The organism is Paenibacillus germinis (genome assembly GCF_013141785.1).
In the GTDB taxonomy this organism is placed as follows: Bacteria; Bacillota; Bacilli; order Paenibacillales; family NBRC-103111; genus Paenibacillus_E; species Paenibacillus_E phytorum.
Genome location: NZ_WHOC01000095.1, coordinates 106,607 through 124,164, shown reverse-complemented (window position 1 = coordinate 124,164; position 17,558 = coordinate 106,607). Strand labels below are relative to the sequence as shown.

The window sequence follows — 17,558 nt, the reverse complement described above, 5'->3', positions numbered from 1 at the left end:
TCATCCGAATTGAAATAGACACAAGATGTAATCATACAACATTTATGAACATATTTAACTATTCACATTGACAGAGGGAATAATTTTATATACATTTGAAACAAATCGATTGTTCACAATATGACTGAACAGAAAGGAAACCAAGCCAATGAGCAGCAGTGAATTTTTAAAGCTAGAAAATCAACTGTGCTTTAGTCTATATGCAAGCTCGAGAGCCATTACTCGCATGTATCGCCCTTTTCTTGAAGGTTTGGGGATTACCTATCCGCAATACTTGGTGCTGTTGGTTCTCTGGGATCAAAAGGAAAGCACAGTCAAAGAGCTCAGCGAGAAGCTCGATCTAGATTCGGGTACTTTGACACCTATGCTTAAGCGGATGGAAGCTCAGCAATTGGTTCAAAGGAAACGATCTTCGGAAGATGAACGTGTCGTGAATATTCAAATCACAGAAGCGGGTCTTGCCCTTTACGAGAAGGCGCTTTGTATTCCACAGTCGCTGCTTGCGTCAAGCGGGCTATCTCCTGAAGAAATTTACACTTTCAATGAACAGTTAAAACGTATTATCAGCAGCGTAAATGCGTTCGATTAAGGAACGACTATAGGTTTTTGAAGTGAGGATCTGGAATGAGTTATTTCATATACATTTTAGTGAATAACATTGTACCTATTAGTATTATGATTGCGATCGGCGCGGCGATGTATCGTGCTTTCCACATTGATATTAAGACATTATCGAAGCTTAATTTCTACGTGTTTTCACCCGCGCTCGTTTTTGTTAAGCTGTATGAGTCCGAAATGAACTTGCATATTTTAATGCAGGTTCTCTTGTTTTTTGTCCTTTTCTTTAGTCTCCTTTTTGCCATCATTGAGGTTATTATTCGGTTGAAAAAGATGCAGCGAGGTATGCGCATTGCCATGCGCAATAGTGTTATTTTCTATAATAGTGCTAACTACGCACTGCCGCTGAATCAAACTGTTTTTGGTGGGAATGCCTATACCTTATCCATCCAAATCGTGATCATGATTATGCAAACGCTAATTCCAAATACATATGGCATCTATACCTTAAATGCACATAAATCAACCTGGAAAGCAACGATGAAAACCATTCTTTCCTTACCGGTCATTTATGCGATTCCGATTGCTCTGCTGCTGCGATATTTCCATTTACCTGTTCCAGGATCGATTCATATACCGCTGCAGTATATTTCAAACGCTTTTATGGCGACAGCCTTACTGACCTTAGGTGTGCAGCTTGGCGGTATGAAATGGGAATTTCATTTTTCTAATGTGCTTGTTTCTAATATACTAAGACTTGCTGCAGGACCACTGCTCGGATTTTTCGTTGTTTGGCTGCTCGGGATTGAAGGAATTACGGCCAAAGCATTGATTCTCTCGTGTGCTGTGCCCACCTCTCTAAGCAGTGTGTTGCTGGCCATTGAATATGAGAATGAACCGGAGTTTTCTTCACAGGCTGTCTTTACTTCAACTTTATTTAGTATGTTTACAATTCCAGTTGTTATCTTTTGTTTGGATTTTATATGAACATGGGTGGGAATCATGAAGTTAGCAGGAATTTCGACATTTTTCAGCGAATGGGTAACCATACTAATCTATAAAGGGGGACTTCTTTAATGCGTTACCAATTTTGTCAGTATGTTACGATTGTGGATATGAATGAAGAGATTTTGTCAGAGGTATTATTTGACCATGGTGATTTTGATTCGAATGCATTAACGATTGGTTCATCTGTTGTGATTTATCAGCTTGGTCTGAAACAATTTGATGTTGTTTATGACAAAAGAGAAGGCAAAACTGCTCGTAACAAGGTTGTAGACATTGAACTCGATCTTATCAAAAAGCCTTCGATAACACGTGTGTTTTTGGAGCCCGTGCGGTTAATTGTCGGTCAGCATGATATTGGCGAAGTAGAATAAATAAATTAATGTGTTACGGAAAGGAAAGAAGACGAGAATGATGAAACTTTTTTTGCTGTTAGGCAGTTTGAATGCGTTTCTTTCGGTCGCTCTAGGCGCTTTTGGGGCTCATTACTTGAAACAAAGGATTCCGGATAAGATAGATGTGTTTCAGACCGGTGTACAGTATCACATGATTCATGCGATAGCCCTCATCCTTATTGCTCTTTTGTCAGATAAGTTGGCAAATAGCTCTATGGTGAATGCATCGGGATGGGCCATTTTTATCGGTATTATCCTGTTCTCAGGTAGTTTATATGCCCTGAGTTTGACAGGACTCAAGATTTTTGGACCCATTACCCCGCTAGGCGGGCTGAGTTTCTTGGTTGGATGGATACTTCTGGCCGTGGCCGCTTACAAATAAAAAAATGGAAAGAGTCAGGAAATCTGACTCTTTTTTCATTGTATTGTGTCTTCTTAGCAGGAAAAACCGCGGATCATGTAGAAAGTAGTCATGACGTTTACGATCATTCTTCCTTAATTGAAAGGATGTGGCGCATGGCTGATTTCATGGGGAACCAATCAGAAACTTCGGAACTAAAGCTACTCACAAGCCATGAGCTATATCATCAATTGTTTGGTTGCGCAATCATTGCAATGGCAATCGTTAGTCTCGACGGCAGGTTACTCAAGGTGAATACATCGTTATGCCGCCTTTTTGGCTACACAGAAGAAGAACTGATTGGTCAGCATATTCAGGAATTTTCGCATCTTGACGATGTGGAGACCTATGCAGAACTATGTGATCAGACCCTTCGTGGCGAGCGGGAATCTTCTCCAAAAGAGAATCGATATGTCCATAAGGATGGCTCCATGATTTGGGGAATGGTTCAAGTTTCCTTCATTCGTGATACGGATGCCCATCCCAATTTTGCAGTGGTTCAGATTCAAGATGTATCAGAAAGAAAGTGTTTGGAGTACAAGCTTGAGGAAAGCAGACTTAGCTATCAATCCCGGCTGAATCATAACCATAATCAACTCATTCTAAATGCCGTTTCAGAGGGTATGTTTGGCATCGATGAGCATTTTGGTACTACGTTTTGGAATAAAGCGGCGGAGTGCTTAACGGGTTACACCTATGAAGAAATGGTAGGGAAGAATCCTTATCTTGTTTTGACACGTGCTTGTGTAACCAATGAAGATTTGCAAATCAAGAAGGAAACTGTGTTAAATCGAACGATGCTTGAAGGGGTTTGTGTTTGTTCAAACGAGATCTTTTACAAAAAAAATGGAGACTCGTTTCCGGTCGAATTCATGACTTCGCCGATCTTGGATCAAGATCAAATCATTGGCGTTGTCCTATCATTCATTGATATTACTGAGCGGCGGCGCACGGAAGAGCTGCTCCGCAGATCAGAGAAGATGTCCCTTATCGGGCAGCTTGCTGCTGGGGTTGCTCACGAAATTCGTAATCCATTGACTACGCTCAAAGGATTTATGCAATTTCTGCACCAAGGAGCTCCAAATAAGAAAGAATACTACGATATTATGATGTCCGAACTAGAACGGATCGAACTGATTACGACAGAGATGCTCGTTCTGGCTAAGCCGCAATTCATACACTACCAGCCCAAAAGTATCGAGAATATTATCAAAAGTGTCATTACCCTGCTTGAAACGCAAGCCATTATTAACAACATTCAATTCGTTGTCGCTATGGAGCATCATTTACCGCTTGTTCTTTGTGAGGAAAACCAGCTAAAGCAATCCTTCATTAATTTGATCAAAAATGCGATGGAAGCAATGCCAGATGGCGGACAAATCGATATTCAACTATTTTCAGTTGGAGACAAAGCGGTGCGTGTTTTGTTTCAAGACAGTGGGCATGGGATTCCGCAAGATGTATTGGCTAGACTAGGTGAGCCCTTCTTTACAACGAAGGAAAAAGGGACAGGGCTTGGCATTATGATTACGAATAGAATTATTGAGGATCATCTTGGCCAGTTTGTGGTTGAGAGTAAAGTGGGAGAAGGAACGGTTGTCAGTGTGACGCTTCCTAGTACCTAGAGTGAGCAGTAAGAGGAGGCTAATTTGTGAAAAACCGGCTCTATATTGGCGGATATCTGTTAGTCGCCATATTCGTAAGCTTTTACGTAAAGCCGTATGCTGCATGGACTTGTTTGCTTGCCTCACTAGTGCTGCTTATCGTGCTGCTTAGAAAAGGTGGAAGTACACGGTCCTTAAACAAGGAAATGCCGCGGGATCACACGTATTTAAATGTGCTTGATTCCTTATTCGAGCACAATCCGAATGCGATTGGTATTTTTGATCAAGAGGGCAAATTTATTCGGATTAATTTTGCGGCAGAAACCATCCTCGGATACTCCGTAGCAGAGCTGCTTAATCAACCCTTTATCAGCTTTGTTACACAAGAGCAGCTGGAGCGGACAGGGAGTCAGCTTGAACAAGTGAGAAGCGGGACTCCCGTCACCTTTGAAACAGCCGTAATACATAAAAGCGGCTATCGGGTGGATTTGAACGTTACTGCTGTACCTGTTGATTTACAGCCTAATTCCAAAGGCAATATTCTCATTTGCCAGGATATCACAGAGCGTAAGCGCGGCGATGAGCAAGTTCGCTATATGGCCTATTATGATGATATGACAGGGCTGCCGAACAGGCGCATGTTCAGAGATAACTTGAATGAGCGGCTTAGTATTTCCAAATCCATTGGACAAAAGGTAGCCGTCTTCTATTTGGACATCGATCGCTTCAAGCTGGTCAATGACAGCTTCGGTTATGATTACGGAAACATGCTGCTGCTGCAGCTCGCGGAGCGTTTCACAAGAGTTGTAACGGACAATGATTATTTGGCTCGCACGGAAGGCGATGAATTTGCCTTTTTCTATACGAATGTAGCCGATTCTAATGACGTAATTGCGGTTATTGCAGAGATTAATCGTGTCCTCGAAAAGCCGTTTCTTTTAGAACAGTATGAACTACATATTACAGCTAGTATCGGCGTAGCGATCTCCTCGGATGATGCCGATGATGCGGAAATACTTATGAAATATGCTGACATTGCATTAGCCAGAGCCAAAGAGAAGGGGCGCAACGACTTTCAGATCTTCAATACGGACATGAAATCAGTTTCAATAAACCGACTCAAGCTGGAGAGTGAGCTTCGCAGGGCGATTGTCGGGGATGAGTTCGTTTTATACTATCAGCCACAGGTTGACATTGAGACGGGAAAAATTGTCGGTGTCGAAGCCTTAATTCGGTGGGATCATCCGGAGAAAGGCCTCATCTCCCCAAACTATTTCATTCCCTTTGCTGAGGAGTCCGGATTGATCGTACCGATCGGTGAATGGGTACTGCGCGCTGCATGCAAGCAAAATAAAGCATGGCAAAATCAAGGGTATCCGATGATGCCGATATCTGTGAATTTGTCTATGCGACAGTTTTTTCAACACAATCTCAAAGGCAAGATCAGACATGTTTTAGAACAAACAGGACTTGATCCGCAGTACTTGGAACTTGAAATCACCGAAAGCATGACGATGGATGTTGATCACGCCATTCAGTCCTTACTTGAGCTTAAGGAGCTAGGTGTGAATGTAAGCATTGATGATTTTGGGACAGGCTACAGTTCGCTGTACTACTTAAAGAAATTTCCGATTGATAAGCTGAAGATCGATCGTTCCTTTGTTCGAGACATCATGGTGGATCCGAATGACGCAGCCATCGTGGCCACGATTATTGCCATGACGCACCATCTGAACTTGAAGGTCATTGCTGAAGGCGTAGAAACCGAAGATCAACTGCATTTCCTGCATCAGAATCGCTGTAATGAGGTGCAGGGCTATTGGTTTAGTCCACCCGTAAGTGCGGATGAACTAGAGAAAATGCTAAGAACGGGTATCCCGAATGCTTCGGCTGCTTCTGTCCATGCCAAATAAAAGTAAGAGGGTATCCTAATTCCAGGATACCCTCTTACTTTTATTTAGAACGCGACGTAATCATCTATTTCATTCAATTTGAATAAGTAAACCTTCTTCTCATCTACATGGTACACCGATACATTTTGAGTACTGCTATCAAAATTCAAAATGCGACACGGAAGATTAAGCTTGATTCCTTGACCTTTGATAACCGTTAAACGGATTAATGTATTATTTAATTTGAAACCTTCCAATTGCTCAATAATTTTATCTGAAGCTCCACTGTTGGTGATGACTTTCGCCGTGGCTGTTACAGTTGAAGGTGGGACAGCAGCCGTTTTTTTGCTTGGTTGTAACGGAGGGGGGCTCTCTTTTTTTGTGTTAAGTTCAATCAACTTGCCAAGTTGAATGCCATTAATAATTTGGTAATCCTTAACTGTATCCACATTCAAAAGATGAAGGAGCTTTTCCATGGCAAGGCCATTTGTGGCTTCTTCAATCAGAATTTCTACGGTAAATAAATGTCCATTCGGACTTGTGTCTGCTTTTCCTTGACTCATATAGCCTCCTTGCTGTCCAAATACTGCTCTTGCACATACTATATCATGATATCATACCCAAATATAGCTTGCTTTCCCCATGAATTTGAAATTCACCCGAAACTTTTTAAACCTTTATTATACAGCTAACTGGGCAGCTATCCTTAAAAGATGGCTTCTTTTTGTTGAATTTGATGTATAATGTTCCAATGGGATTATAAGGAAATTGGAGGATTATAGCAATATTGTTTGCGACTATTGGCATATCGTTTTGCGTATTTGTTTGGACTAGAAGATAGAGGAACGGTTTGGCGTTATTGGCAAAATGGCTCAGATGATAAACGTACCCTAATTCTTCCAGATAGGTGATTTTACATGACTAACGAACATAATTATCATTGGTATGACTTGGCACACTTAATAGCTTTTTTCGATCATGCGTGGTTTATTAAAATAGCATTCTTTATTTTTGCTTGCATTGTTTATCCCTTGTCGTGGTTGATTAAACGCTCATTAGGTGAAAACTCAACAAATTGGGAGAATGTAAAAATCTTAACAGTTAAGCTATCAAAACTAATTCAGAAAGCACTAATATATAGAACTGGATTTCATATGAAGTATTGGGAAAATAGATACTTTTCTTGATCGAACAATAGCAACAAAGAATGATTTTATTAGGTAATATTTTAACTTTCCAAGCGGTTATTTTTACGATCATTTTATTGCTCATTTCTCACGATTTTATCATAAAGTGTTTATTGAAAAATTACACGAACAATACAAATAAAAAATCCATTTCAACTACAAATAAAGGCAGTGATAACAATGGAAAATGAAAACAAAACAGATATAAAAGAGTATGCAGGTAGAATTCAACGATTGGTTGATAATTTTCAAAGCAATATACATGAACATTTAAACGAGGATTATGTAAAATCCACAAAATGGTCAGATAGACTCGCCGATAATGTTGCAAGTTTTGTCGGAAGTTGGAAATTCATTAATATTTTCATGGTATTTTTGGCTATGTGGGTTATCTTAAACTCCCTGGCTCTCACTAAGGTTATTCATTTTGATGAACCGCCGTTTATTTTGTTGAATCTGCTATTGTCTTTCCTTGCTGGATTCCAAGCTCCAATTATTATGATGAGTCAGAATAGACAGTCAGCAAGAGACAAACAAGAGGCTATTATTGATTTTGCGATTAACTATAAGGCTGAACAAGAAATAGTTGATATGCAAGGACATTTACATAGGCTTGAGGCAGATTTTGCTGAGTTTAGGAAAGATGTGAAAGAAGAACTATCTGAGATTAAAAAACTTTTACAGGGTTAATGAAGAAAATCCATTTCACGGCAGCTCAAATATTGCTTGGTTTTTACATGATTCTGGAAATTTACACGAAATTTTTCAAACCTTTCTCACACCGTACTAGCCGCGCGCGCATATACTACCGTAAGACTGCGAAGAGGAGCTGTGCAGAGCATGATGCGCGTAGAACCCATTCTCCTTGAAGGACATACAGCAATCGCTATAGAAGTTAAACTGCCGAAAACAACGCTGCTGGTTGTGACTACGGACAAAGGTTACATTATGTGTGGCGCTCTCGATGTTGCGCTGCTCAATGAACGCTTGAGGGACAGGAATATTGTAGCTGCACGGGCAACGGGGGTTCGCACGATTGAGGAACTTCTAGAAGCACCGCTTGAATCGGTGACACACACGGCAGAAGATTTGGGTATTGTAGCTGGGATGACCGGACGGGAAGCCATTCTGAAAATGATGTAAAAGTGTTTTGAATGACAAAATTAGAACGCTTGGGATCTTAGGATCTCGGCGTTTTTATTTATTTGAGCATGCATGGCGACCAACCAGTTTAATTACCTTTGTGCATACACCTAAAAATGTGGGAAAATAGCCAGTTTCAATATATTTCTAGCGAAATTTCTCAATGAAGGCGTTGTTATTTTATTGACCAAGTGTTAAAATATGATTCGTCCATTACATAGAACGGGGGAATAATTTTTGAAAAAATTAATATTTTTTTTACTGGCTGTAGTTTTAGTTGTTGCTCTAGCAGGTTGTGGTTCTAAGGGAACTGGTGGCACGAAGTACAAATTTGCTACTAATGCTGCCTATGCACCAATGGAATATATGGATAAAGATAAGTTGATTGGCTTCGATATCGATTTTTTTGCTGAAGTAATGAAAGAAGCTGGCCTTGACTACGAGATAACGAATACAGGTTGGGATACCATGCTGACAAATGTGAAGCAAGGTAAAGAGTTTCAAGGTGGAGTTTCGGCCGTTTCGATCACAGATGACCGTAAACAAACTTACGATTACTCGATCCCTTACTTTGAATCAATGAACATGATTCTTGTTAAAGAAGGCAGCCCGATCAAAAGCGCGGATGACTTGAAAGACAAGAAAGTAGCTGTTCAAATTTCTACAACGGCTGATACATTGATGAGCAAAATTTTGGGTGAGAAGAATCCATCTTTGAAACGTCTGGATAATAACACTTTAGCTCTAATGGAGCTTGAAAATAACGGTGTAGATGCAGTTGTCGCTGACATTGCGATTGTACGTGAATATGTGAAAAATAATCCGAACAAGAAATTCGTCACGATTTCTGATCCGAAAAACTTTGAGTCCGAGTACTACGGTATTCTGCTTCCTAAAGGCAGCGAGCTTAAAGCGAAGCTAGACCCGGCAATCAAGAAAATTATTGAGAACGGTGCATATGCAAAAGTGTACAAAAAATGGTTCGGTCAAGAGCCAGATACTAAGAAATTACTTGAACAAAAATAATAGGCCAACAGCATGCGTGACTTCAACCTTGCGCATGCTTTTGTTCTGTAAAGGCAGAATAAGTTAAGAAAGGAAGTGTGGAATGGATTTTCGTTTTGACATCATTATTGAATATTTACCTTTATTGCTCAAGGGTACGCTTTGGACTATTGGCATATCCATTCTTTCCATCCTGTTGGGCTCTGTACTAGGGCTAGCTGTTGGATTAGGCAAGATGTCTCACCGTGGTTACTTAAGATGGCCGACTAGTATGTACGTCAATTTTTTCCGCGGCACACCGCTGCTTGTTCAGATATTACTCGTCCACTTTGGAATCGTTCCATTATTCATAGGAACAACGAATGCGATCATCGCTTCAATCGTTGCTTTATCTCTGAATTCAGCAGGCTACATGGCCGAGATTTTCAGAGCTGGTATTCAATCCATCGATAAAGGACAAACAGAAGCCGCGCATTCGCTAGGATTGACCCATTTCCAAACCATGAAATCGGTTATTTTGCCTCAGGCGATTAAACGTATGATTCCTCCATTTGGCAATGAGTTTATCGTGCTAATTAAGGACTCTTCCCTATTCGCTGTTATTGCTGCACCAGAATTGATGTATTGGTCCAATGCGATGCGCAGCCAATACTTTAAAGTTTGGGAACCTTATTTAACGGCTGCTCTTATTTATTTCATCCTCACTTACTCTTTAAGCAAGCTGCTTGCTTATCTGGAAAGGAAAGTGTAGAGATATGACGGCTATGATCGAAGTTAGAAATCTTAAAAAATCGTTCGGGGATAATGTCGTCCTGCGAGATATTAGTGCAGAAATTCAGAACCAAGAGGTTCTTGTTGTGATAGGACCATCCGGATCAGGGAAATCGACATTCCTACGTTGTCTGAACCTGTTAGAACAGCCGGATAGCGGCAGTATCTTGATTGAAGGCAAGTCGATTATGGATCCGATGAATAAGATCAATGAGATCCGTATGGAACTCGGGATGGTCTTTCAGCGGTTTCATTTGTTCCCGCATATGAAAGTCATTGATAATATCATGTTAGCACCTGTTCAAGTGAGAAAATGGCCAGAGGATAAAGCGCGTAAGAAAGCGCTGGAGCTTCTAGATAAAGTTGGGCTTGCAGATAAGGCCAATGCCCTTCCAGACTCGCTTTCGGGCGGTCAGGCACAGCGTGTAGCTATTGCAAGAGCACTGGCTATGGAGCCGAAGATCATGCTGTTCGATGAGCCAACATCGGCTCTTGATCCTGAAATGGTTGGGGAAGTGCTTGCTGTCATGAAGCAATTGGCCAAAGAAGGGATGACAATGGTTGTCGTAACGCATGAAATGGGCTTCGCTCGCGAAGTCGGTGACCGTGTTATGTTTATGGAACAAGGCGTTATTGTCGAAGAAGGAAAGCCAGAGCAAATCTTTGAAAATGCCAAGCAGGAACGGACGAAATCATTTTTGTCTAAAGTGCTCTAGCGCTTTTTAAAAGAATAGAAGTAAGCAGGGAGGATCGCATGCCGATCCTCTTTTTTATTTGTATCTTTTTGGCAAAAGATAGATTTATAATGAAGGTAACTATCTTATATTGAAAATTAGGGTGATTTATTCCATAGCTTTACTCATTTGTTTAAGCGCTTCCAAAGAGGTGTTTCTCTATATTTACGCTTGTCATTTTGATTCCATTTCTAAAGAGGTGCTAACTTTGAAAACGTATGAAGATCAAGTGCCTATGGTGCGAGCAATTGGCGTTACGCGTGTTTTTGGGAAAGGGCCGGGAGCCGTTCACGCATTGCGGGGAGCTCATTTAAGTATTCCCAGAGGCAGATTAGTGGCTTTGCGCGGGAGATCCGGATCCGGTAAAACAACGCTGCTCAATATATTAGGGGCACTCGACCATCCTTCGGAAGGAACCGTTTATTTAGAAGGCTTGGAGATTAGCCGACTATCCGAGTCCAAGCGCAATGAAGTCAGACGGAAGCAGATCGGTCTTATTTTTCAATCTTTTGCCTTAGTACCTTACATGTCAGCCTACGAGAATGTAGAGTTTGGATTGCGCATTTCGGGTATTCACCCCAATCAATATAAGAGTTTGGCAGAAGAAGCGCTAGATTTCGTTGGATTGAAGCCGAGAATGAAGCATCGTCCCTACGAACTTTCCGGCGGAGAACAGCAGAGGGTTGCCATTGCCAGGGCCATTGCGCACAAGCCTAAGTTGATATTGGCAGATGAGCCTACAGCTGAGTTAGATAGCAGAATGGGCCTCCAGGTGCTTAAACTGTTCAAAGATTTGGTGCAAGAAGGAATGACAATTATTTTGACCACGCATGATCTCGCTATTATGGAAATTGTAGATGAAGTGTATGCATTGGAGGATGGTACCATTGTCGATGAAGGTTAATAAATTGGCTTCTCAGCTCGTTTTACTAACAAGTGCTGTGCTTTTACTAGCGGGATGCTCTCTGTTGCCCAAAGAAGAGGAAGCGCTTAAACCGCCTTTAATCAAACCCGTTAAAGAAAATTTTGACCTTTATGAAGTGAAGAAAGGCAGTATAACGAGGAAGGTTAGTGTTGTTGGGACCTTTAAGTCTAGTAAAACGACCAACTATTATTTTAAAGAGGCAGGTCATCGGTTAGCTGGATTGCGCGTTAAACTAGGCGATACCGTTAAGCCCGGCGATGTGCTTGCTGAACTGGAAAAAGGCGACTTAGAAACTCGGCTTGCCCTTCAAAAACTGAATCTGGAGAAAGCCCAGATTGCTAGTGTGCAAACGAGGCAGGTTGACCCCGATCAAGTGCTAGCGAATCGTTTGAAGGCTATAGATGTCGAAGCCGCGCAGCTTCAATTGGCATCTCTTCAATCCCAGCTAGACAAGACGATGCTGAAGGCCGATTCCGCGGGAGTGGTCACTTACTTAACCGATGCACAGCAGGGAAATGTCGTGGATGCCTTCAGTACGCTTGTCGTCATCGCTGATCCTAGTAAGCTGCAGCTATCTTACGAATCTTCAGATACCAGCACTCTTTCCGGTATTGAAGTTGGCATGGATGTTGAAGTGAAGATTGGTTCCTCTGGAAATAAGATACAAGGCAAAGTGCTGCGAACGCCCTCTAGCTCACCTCTATCAGACAACAAAGCGCAAGCTGAAAGAAATGCTAAAACGATTATCGTTGGGGTTCCCGATGGAACTGAAGGAGCAGCGATCGGTGTATCCGGAGACTTAACGATCATCGTTGAGAAACGAGAAAATGTCATTGTCCTACCAAGAACAGGTCTTCGGAGTTACCTAGGTAGGGATTACGTTCAGGTGTTGATTGGGGATAGTCGGAAGGAAGTCGATGTAGACAAAGGGCTTGTAACACCGACAGAAGTGGAAATACGAACCGGGCTAAAGGAAGGTCAGAATGTTATTTTAAATAACTAGCATCTGTGGGAGGATAGCAATGGCTTTATTTCTGATGATTCTCCGTAAAATGGTCAAAAACCGCTGGTTAGAGCTTAGTTTACTTGTGGGGCTAATTATTTCGGTTGCACTTGCCAGCTCAATGCCCATTTATACACATGCCATTTTACAGCGTATGCTGATCAAAGATTTGGAAGTTCTACAAACCAACTCTCAGCAATATCCCGGGCATTCCTATAATTCTGCCTACGTAATGGGAGAAAGCGGAGATCAACTTTTAGAGGAAACGGATGACTTTATGGCAGAACAAAGCCAGCAATTCGGCTTGCCGATTCTCCTATCCACGATAACGCGCAGCACATTAAATTTCGAGCTTACACCTAGCGATCCAAGTAAGGTAGACCCTAAAGTAAACCGCGCAGCTGAATTAACAGCGATGTCAGAGTTGGAAAAGCATATTCGTATTGTTGACGGTGTCATGCCTTCTAAGGAGCCAGTTGATGGTGTGTATGAAGCGTGGGTATTTCCTGAGCTGCTGACTCAATTAAAAATCGTACTGGGCAATGAATTAACCATCGCTGACAAAGATTTGAAACAAAACATTCGAATAAAGCCGGTTGCAGTTATCGATCGTTCCGATTATGCCGATCTTTATTGGACGAATAATATGGGTGACTTACGTTCAAAATTTTTCGTTCCCTTTGCCTTATTTGAAAAAGATTTTACGAAAAACAAAATGTTTCCCAACACATTTTCCTATTGGGATTACATATTGGATTATCATCAATTGAAGTTGGAAGGGATTGAAGCCTACACCAGCACACATGAAAGAATAACCGGCTATTTAAGCAGTCATTTCAACACGTACATGGTCAAAAATCCAGCGATTACCACATTGAAATTGTATGGTGAGAAAGAGAAAAAACTCAGAATTATGCTGTGGTCGCTTAATGTGCCCATTAGTATTTTACTAGCCTTCTATTTATTCATGGTTGCCAATTTGATTACAGAACGACAGAAAACAGAGATTGCCGTGCTTCGCAGCAGAGGAGCAAGCCGGACTCAGATTCTGCTAGGTTATGTGCTAGAAGGTATTTTATTAGGGGGAGTTGCCCTTCTGGTTGGTCCTCTCATTGGCCTACAATTAACAAAAATACTGGGTGCATCGAATGGGTTTCTAGCGTTTGTCCAGCGCGCAGCGATGGAAGTCAAGCTGAATAAAGAGGCCTATCAATACGCTTTAATTGCCGTAACCGCATCGGTTTGTATGACTCTTATTCCCGCTGTACTTGCCACTCGCGCTACAATTGTTAGCCACAAACAAACCATGGCGAGGAAGAACAAGCTCTCTTTTGTACATAAAATGTTTCTCGATGTTGTCTTATTGGCCGTTTCTATCTATTTATTACAAAGCTTTAACCGACGAATGAATGATCTTGTATCCTTAGGGCTGGACTCTATGGACATGAAGGTAGATCCACTCCTTTTCGTAGTACCGGCTTTATTCATCTTTGCCATGGGCCTGTTCCTACTGCGGATATACCCATGGGTTATTCAATTATTCTATCTCATCGGCCGAAAATGGTGGCCTCCCTATTTATATTCAACGCTGCTCCAAGTTGGCAGATCAACCACACAATATCAATTCATTATGCTGTTTATCATCATGACGCTTGCTACAGGGTTGTTTAGTGCCAGCGCAGCAAGGACGATGAACAAAAATATAGAAGAGAAGATCCGTTATAAGAATGGGGCCGATATTGTTCTGCAAACCAAATGGGACAATGATGCTCCGCCCCCTGAGTCAGGTCCGTCTGGCATTCAGTCAGAAGCGAGTTCCGCTAGTCAACCAGTTGTTAAGAAGCGTGTCCAATATACGGAGCCTCCGTTCTTGCCCTTCACACAGCTGGCAGGTGTGGAATCAGCGGCTCGAGTATTTAATAAGAAAGATGCTTATTTCGCGCTTGGTAAAGAAACGAAAAAAACAGCGTTCATGGGCATTGATACCGATGAATTTGGTCAAACGGCCTGGCTCCGCGACCATTTGCTCGATCATCACTTTTATGAGTACTTAAACCTATTGGCTGCGGATTCCAAAGCCGTGCTTATTTCCAAATCTATTGCCGAGGAAACTGGAGCCAAAGTGGGCGATGTGGTGCATTTAGGATGGAATGATGTGGAGGGAGCCACTTGTGTTGTGTATGGGATTATTGATTACTGGCCGAGTTGGAATCCCAATCCGATCCTAACCGCTGGAACCAAAACAGGGAGCAGTTCTGACACGACGAAGCAAAGTAAAGTGGATGCACCGAAGCTAGTTATTGGGCATCTGTCCTACATTCAAAATAATATGGCTGTAGAGCCGTATGATGTTTGGCTAAAGCTAAAACCGGATATGACCAGTCAAGCTTTGTATGAAGAGCTAGAGCTTAAACATATTCCCCTCACAAGTGTAATGGATACGAAACAAATGTTGGTTCTCTCCAAGAATGATCCATTCCAACTGGCTGTGAATGGCGTTATGACGCTTGGCTTCCTGATTGCTATTGGCATAAGCTTTATTGGGTTTCTCCTGTACTGGGTGCTTTCGTTGTCCGGGCGGATCTTGCAATTCGGTGTGCTTCGAGCGATGGGAATATCTTTTGCGCAGCTGATCGGAATGCTAATAGCTGAACAATTATTAACTTCTGGCGCAGCTGTTCTAATAGGCATGATTACGGGGAATATGGCCAGCCGATTGTTTGTTCCGTTATTCCAGTTAACTTTCGATTCATCAAGTCAAGTACCGCCTTTTCAAGTGAGCTTTGATCCGAATGACCAGCTGCATTTGTACGTCATTGTCACTGTGATGATAGGCGCGGGTCTATTATTACTCGGTACGATGCTGTCCAGAATTAAAATTCATCAAGCCGTTAAGCTTGGGGAGGATTAAGGATGATTCACTGTGAAAATCTAGTTAAAATTTATAAAGCGGCTGACATTGAAGTCGTCGCTTTACAAGGGCTTGATCTCCATATTGAGGAGGGAGAGCTGATGGCGATTATCGGCAACAGTGGCAGTGGCAAATCGACGTTGTTGAATATGCTGGGAGGGTTAGATCGACCTTCAGCAGGTAATCTCCATGTGGATGGCAAGGATTTGTTGAAATTTAAGGAATCGGATCTAGTGAAGTATAAAAGGGAAACCGTTGGCTTCGTTTGGCAAAATAATGCGCGCAATCTGATTCCCTATTTGACAGCTTTGGAAAATGTAGAGCTGCCTATCCTGCTGCAGGGACGACGCAAGCGCCACCTGGCATTAGATTTACTGGAAGCTGTAGGTTTGAGCCACCGAAGAAATAACAAGCTAAATGAGCTTTCTGGCGGAGAACAGCAGCGTGTGGCAATTGCTATTGCACTCGCTAATCAGCCCAGGCTCTTGCTCGCTGATGAACCGACAGGGTCTGTCGATACGAAAATGGCGAATCAAATTCTCGATCTGTTCCGTGAGCTGAACCGCAGCTTCGGTTTAACGGTTGTTATCGTCACGCACGATCCGCTTCTAGCTAAGAAAGTAGACCGTGTCGTTGCCATTCGTGACGGCAAAACCTCTTCAGAGATATTGCGGCGCAAATCCTACCAGGAAGAATTGCTGGAACTAGAGCAGGGTATCGTTGCTGCCGATGGTGACTCTCATGTCGAATACGCGGTCGTTGACAAGGCGGGTAGACTGCAAATTCCTGCTAACTTCCTCGAATCGATTGGCGCTTCCAATACGAATAAAGTTCGCGTTGCGATGGAGGATGGACGAATTGTTCTGCTTCCGCCAGACCAATCTTGAGAAAGGCCCGCTCTTGAATTTACATTCTGAGCGGGCCTTTGTATAATTACCAACCGCGTTGGTAGGATGGGGGAGGTGAGATTTCAGCATTCAATTTGCGAGCTGCTGTTCTTGCCCAATAAGGATCTCGCAGCAAGACTCGGCCGAGGAAAATGAGATCTGCTCTTTCGTTTTGCAGAATTTCTTCTGCTTGCTCCGGCTCTGAGATGAGACCGACAGCTCCCACGGCGATACTTGCTTTGGAGCGAATCTCTTCAGCGAATGGTACTTGATAACCGGGGTACGATGTTGGTACAACGGGTTGGTTGCCGCCAGAGCTGACATCGATAAGATCAACGCCCAGCTCTCTGAGTTTCGCTGCAAAATAAACATGATCTTCCGGAGTTAACCCTCCGTCCGTATACTCATGCGCAGAGATACGTACAAATAGCGGCCCATCCCAGCGCTGTTTAACAGCTGTGATGACTTCGCTTAAGAAACGGAAACGACCGTCTCGATCACCGCCATATTGATCTTGGCGCAGATTGGTGAGCGGAGATAGAAACTCGTTGATGAGATAGCCGTGTGCGCCATGAATCTCGATGACATCAAATCCAGCTTGTTTTGCGCGGTCTGCGGCATCGGCGAAGGCTGTAATCGTCTCCTGAATTTGCTGGAGGGTGGCTTCATCAGGCGTTTTGAATGATTCTGAGAAGGGGATTGCTGAGGGTGCGATAATGGGTGTTTCAAGGACCGCCTTCCTGCCAGCGTGCGCAAGCTGGATACCGATATGTGATCCTTGACCATGTACGGAATCAACGATCCGTTTCAGGCCTTCGATTTGTTCATCCTGCCAGATGCCCAAATCTCTGGTGGAAATTCGTCCTTGGGCTGTGACGGCGCTAGCTTCCAATAGAATGAGACCGACTTGGCCAACTGCGCGTGAAGCGTAATGAATATGGTGCCAATCCTTCACAACACCGGAATCGTCCGATGCATACATACACATGGGTGACATCACGATACGATTCTTTAAGGTCATTTCTTTTATGGTATAGGGGGTAAATAACATGAGTACGCACATCCTATCGAAAATGGTATAGAAAAAAATCCCAATATGTTATATTGACTTTACCTAGATATTTCCACTAGAATGATT

17 protein-coding genes are annotated in these 17,558 nt (G+C 42.6%); 15 read left to right on the top strand and 2 right to left on the bottom strand.

Annotation, left to right across the window (positions count from 1 at the left end; all coding sequences use genetic code 11):
* Nucleotides 1-148 precede the first annotated feature (148 nt).
* The 6 genes from GC102_RS20400 to GC102_RS20375 all read left to right on the top strand — a co-directional run bounded on the left by GC102_RS20400 (nt 149) and on the right by GC102_RS20375 (nt 5,875).
* Nucleotides 149-589 (top strand): MarR family winged helix-turn-helix transcriptional regulator, encoded by a 441-nt coding sequence (locus GC102_RS20400; protein ID WP_047676650.1) that lies wholly within the window; start codon nt 149-151, stop codon nt 587-589.
* A gap of 35 nt (nt 590-624) precedes the next feature.
* Nucleotides 625-1,545: an AEC family transporter gene (locus GC102_RS20395; protein ID WP_171691159.1), complete on the top strand. Its 921-nt coding sequence runs from the start codon at nt 625-627 to the stop codon at nt 1,543-1,545.
* A gap of 89 nt (nt 1,546-1,634) precedes the next feature.
* Nucleotides 1,635-1,937, top strand: coding sequence for a hypothetical protein (locus GC102_RS20390; protein ID WP_171691158.1), 303 nt, complete (start codon nt 1,635-1,637; stop codon nt 1,935-1,937).
* A gap of 40 nt (nt 1,938-1,977) precedes the next feature.
* Nucleotides 1,978-2,340, top strand: coding sequence for a DUF423 domain-containing protein (locus GC102_RS20385; RefSeq protein WP_171691183.1), 363 nt, complete (start codon nt 1,978-1,980; stop codon nt 2,338-2,340).
* A gap of 134 nt (nt 2,341-2,474) precedes the next feature.
* Complete coding sequence (locus tag GC102_RS20380) at nt 2,475-3,983, top strand: PAS domain S-box protein (RefSeq protein WP_171691157.1); 1,509 nt, start codon at nt 2,475-2,477, stop codon at nt 3,981-3,983.
* A 26-nt stretch (nt 3,984-4,009) separates the two neighbouring features.
* Nucleotides 4,010-5,875, top strand: a complete 1,866-nt coding sequence (locus GC102_RS20375) for a putative bifunctional diguanylate cyclase/phosphodiesterase (RefSeq protein WP_171691156.1) — start codon at nt 4,010-4,012, stop codon at nt 5,873-5,875.
* Between the two features lie 44 nt (nt 5,876-5,919).
* Here GC102_RS20375 and GC102_RS20370 read toward each other — a convergent pair whose 3' ends face one another.
* Entirely contained in the window at nt 5,920-6,417 is a 498-nt protein-coding gene (locus GC102_RS20370) for a hypothetical protein (RefSeq protein ID WP_171691155.1), read from the bottom strand.
* 804 nt (nt 6,418-7,221) lie between these two features.
* On the opposite strand from GC102_RS20370, the gene GC102_RS20365 reads away from it, so the two are divergent.
* The 9 genes from GC102_RS20365 to GC102_RS20325 all read left to right on the top strand — a co-directional run bounded on the left by GC102_RS20365 (nt 7,222) and on the right by GC102_RS20325 (nt 16,420).
* Nucleotides 7,222-7,731, top strand: a complete 510-nt coding sequence (locus GC102_RS20365) for a DUF1003 domain-containing protein (protein WP_171691154.1) — start codon at nt 7,222-7,224, stop codon at nt 7,729-7,731.
* A 150-nt stretch (nt 7,732-7,881) separates the two neighbouring features.
* A complete protein-coding gene (locus GC102_RS20360) occupies nt 7,882-8,184 on the top strand; it encodes a YunC family protein (RefSeq protein ID WP_029194411.1) in 303 nt (100 codons plus the stop codon).
* Nucleotides 8,185-8,421: 237 nt separating this feature from the next.
* Nucleotides 8,422-9,210 carry a basic amino acid ABC transporter substrate-binding protein gene (locus GC102_RS20355; protein WP_171691153.1) on the top strand — a complete coding sequence of 263 codons (789 nt, stop codon included), beginning with the start codon at nt 8,422-8,424 and terminating at the stop codon, nt 9,208-9,210.
* A gap of 82 nt (nt 9,211-9,292) precedes the next feature.
* Nucleotides 9,293-9,940 (top strand): amino acid ABC transporter permease, encoded by a 648-nt coding sequence (locus GC102_RS20350; protein ID WP_171691152.1) that lies wholly within the window; start codon nt 9,293-9,295, stop codon nt 9,938-9,940.
* Nucleotides 9,941-9,953: 13 nt separating this feature from the next.
* Entirely contained in the window at nt 9,954-10,676 is a 723-nt protein-coding gene (locus GC102_RS20345; protein WP_171691182.1) for an amino acid ABC transporter ATP-binding protein, read from the top strand.
* 253 nt (nt 10,677-10,929) lie between these two features.
* Nucleotides 10,930-11,598, top strand: coding sequence for an ABC transporter ATP-binding protein (locus tag GC102_RS20340; protein WP_171691181.1), 669 nt, complete (start codon nt 10,930-10,932; stop codon nt 11,596-11,598).
* The gene (locus tag GC102_RS20335) at nt 11,588-12,622 is read left to right on the top strand and encodes an efflux RND transporter periplasmic adaptor subunit (RefSeq protein WP_171691180.1); all 1,035 of its coding nucleotides are present in this window, start codon (nt 11,588-11,590) and stop codon (nt 12,620-12,622) included. The genes GC102_RS20340 and GC102_RS20335 overlap by 11 nt, the downstream gene beginning before the upstream one ends.
* Nucleotides 12,623-12,641: 19 nt before the next feature.
* Nucleotides 12,642-15,533 carry an ABC transporter permease gene (locus GC102_RS20330; RefSeq protein WP_171691151.1) on the top strand — a complete coding sequence of 964 codons (2,892 nt, stop codon included), beginning with the start codon at nt 12,642-12,644 and terminating at the stop codon, nt 15,531-15,533.
* A gap of 2 nt (nt 15,534-15,535) precedes the next feature.
* Entirely contained in the window at nt 15,536-16,420 is an 885-nt protein-coding gene (locus GC102_RS20325; protein WP_171691150.1) for an ABC transporter ATP-binding protein, read from the top strand.
* A gap of 46 nt (nt 16,421-16,466) precedes the next feature.
* On the opposite strand, the gene namA is transcribed toward GC102_RS20325, so the two are convergent.
* Nucleotides 16,467-17,471, bottom strand: coding sequence for an NADPH dehydrogenase NamA (gene namA, locus GC102_RS20320; RefSeq protein WP_171691149.1), 1,005 nt, complete (start codon nt 17,469-17,471; stop codon nt 16,467-16,469).
* Nucleotides 17,472-17,558: the final 87 nt, after the last annotated feature.

Excerpts from the sequence above, each read along its gene's own strand:
- GC102_RS20400 (WP_047676650.1), top strand. The coding sequence starts at position 149 with ATGAGCAGCAGTGAATTTTTAAAGCTAGAAAATCAACTGTGCTTTAGT.
- GC102_RS20395 (WP_171691159.1), top strand. The coding sequence starts at position 625 with ATGAGTTATTTCATATACATTTTAGTGAATAACATTGTACCTATTAGT.
- GC102_RS20390 (WP_171691158.1), top strand. The coding sequence starts at position 1,635 with ATGCGTTACCAATTTTGTCAGTATGTTACGATTGTGGATATGAATGAA.
- GC102_RS20385 (WP_171691183.1), top strand. The coding sequence starts at position 1,978 with ATGAAACTTTTTTTGCTGTTAGGCAGTTTGAATGCGTTTCTTTCGGTC.
- GC102_RS20380 (WP_171691157.1), top strand. The coding sequence starts at position 2,475 with ATGGCTGATTTCATGGGGAACCAATCAGAAACTTCGGAACTAAAGCTA.
- GC102_RS20370 (WP_171691155.1), bottom strand. The coding sequence starts at position 6,417 with ATGAGTCAAGGAAAAGCAGACACAAGTCCGAATGGACATTTATTTACC.
- GC102_RS20365 (WP_171691154.1), top strand. The coding sequence starts at position 7,222 with ATGGAAAATGAAAACAAAACAGATATAAAAGAGTATGCAGGTAGAATT.
- GC102_RS20360 (WP_029194411.1), top strand. The coding sequence starts at position 7,882 with ATGATGCGCGTAGAACCCATTCTCCTTGAAGGACATACAGCAATCGCT.
- GC102_RS20350 (WP_171691152.1), top strand. The coding sequence starts at position 9,293 with ATGGATTTTCGTTTTGACATCATTATTGAATATTTACCTTTATTGCTC.
- GC102_RS20345 (WP_171691182.1), top strand. The coding sequence starts at position 9,954 with ATGATCGAAGTTAGAAATCTTAAAAAATCGTTCGGGGATAATGTCGTC.
- GC102_RS20340 (WP_171691181.1), top strand. The coding sequence starts at position 10,930 with ATGGTGCGAGCAATTGGCGTTACGCGTGTTTTTGGGAAAGGGCCGGGA.
- GC102_RS20335 (WP_171691180.1), top strand. The coding sequence starts at position 11,588 with ATGAAGGTTAATAAATTGGCTTCTCAGCTCGTTTTACTAACAAGTGCT.
- GC102_RS20330 (WP_171691151.1), top strand. The coding sequence starts at position 12,642 with ATGGCTTTATTTCTGATGATTCTCCGTAAAATGGTCAAAAACCGCTGG.
- GC102_RS20325 (WP_171691150.1), top strand. The coding sequence starts at position 15,536 with ATGATTCACTGTGAAAATCTAGTTAAAATTTATAAAGCGGCTGACATT.
- namA (WP_171691149.1), bottom strand. The coding sequence starts at position 17,471 with ATGTTATTTACCCCCTATACCATAAAAGAAATGACCTTAAAGAATCGT.